Origin of the sequence: Mycobacterium sp. WUMAC-067, from assembly GCF_020217485.1 — a bacterium.
Classification (GTDB): domain Bacteria; phylum Actinomycetota; class Actinomycetes; order Mycobacteriales; family Mycobacteriaceae; genus Mycobacterium.
On the sequence record NZ_JAEKMI010000151.1, the window covers coordinates 1 to 1,233 of the forward strand.

Sequence of the window (1,233 nt, forward strand, 5' to 3'; positions counted from 1 at the left end):
GGCGAGGGTCATAAGTATGACCGGGTGTCCGGGATGACGCCTCCAGACGAGAATCGAGGCGACGATGGTGCCAGCGGCGAGCAGAGCGCCCAATATCTGTCCCAACGTAAGCCAGTCGAGCGGGTGTAACAGTGGCTGTACCGGCGGCGGCTTGCCCAGGCCGTCCGGATTCGCGTTGTCGGTCGACACCGGTCCATGCTTGTCCGCGGTCATCAGAATGACGACCGCCAGCGCGGCCACCATCATCCAACCGATCAGGGCCTGCCAGGGCGAAATAGCGCGGGGGCGCACGGTCCGGTTGGCGACCGGGGGCTCGTGGACAGGAACTGATGGCTTCATTGCACTCCTCGCCGTATCCCCGCGACGTCTAGTGACGCGTGAGGCGAACGTCGCCCCCGGGTGAAGATTAACCCAGATTATTCATATAATGAAATATTCTGCTGAGCCGCAGTCAGACGACGAGGCGGTAGCGTATGGCGTCGTGACCGACGCCATTGGACCTGCCGACGACGCCGACATCGTCGACTTTCTTGGAGCAGTGATGGACGTCGAACGTATGATTGCGACCCTCACCATGCCGCTGGTCGACAAGTATGGAATCTCTGAACGCGCCCTGGGCATCATCTTTCTGGTCCACGCCGGGCTCGACCGCCCCAGCTCGCTGAGCGAATACCTCAACGTGCTGCCGAGTACCATTACCGCGGACATCGACAAGCTCGCCGGCGCGGATCTGTTGCGACGGACATCATCGACTGCCGACAAGAGGGTCACCCGCATCCAGGTGACGCCGCGAGGTGCGCGCGTGCAAAAGGAGTCGTTGCGCCAGCTGCATGAGTTCTTCCGAGCCAAGGCGGCCAGCGTGGCGCTCGAAGAACTCCATGCCTGCATCGCTACGCTCCGCAAGCTCAGCGGTGTTCCGGAGTCCCCAGTTCCAAATCCCTTGCGGAAGGCCGACGATGCCCGCTGATCGAGTCTGGCCACGCCGATATTTGCGCCTTCCGTCGGCGTCAACCCGTCGTCAACACTCATTTCACGTGCACACCTGGCCGCTAACACCCGACTATGTCATCGCGGTACCCGGCCTTCCATGCCGTTCGTTGCCCTACTACTAGTTTCCTGGTGAGTGCCCTGGAAGTGGCTGCTCCGAAAAAGTCGGGTTGTCGACCGCGCAGGACGCCGAGAGTCCAAAGAGATGCGCCCGCTTATCCTTCTACTCCGTCCATCGGTTCAAAG

Annotated in this window: 1 protein-coding gene and 1 pseudogene; one reads left to right on the forward strand and one right to left on the reverse strand. The window is 61.6% G+C overall.

What is annotated here, in order from left to right; genetic code table 11:
• A pseudogene (locus JF781_RS27945) lies at positions 1-339 on the reverse strand (DUF5135 domain-containing protein); the annotation flags it as partial.
• A 142-nt stretch (positions 340-481) separates the two neighbouring features.
• Here JF781_RS27945 and JF781_RS27950 point away from each other — a divergent pair.
• Positions 482-967 carry a MarR family transcriptional regulator gene (locus JF781_RS27950; protein ID WP_225330676.1) on the forward strand — a complete coding sequence of 162 codons (486 nt, stop codon included), beginning with the start codon at positions 482-484 and terminating at the stop codon, positions 965-967.
• Positions 968-1,233: the final 266 nt, after the last annotated feature.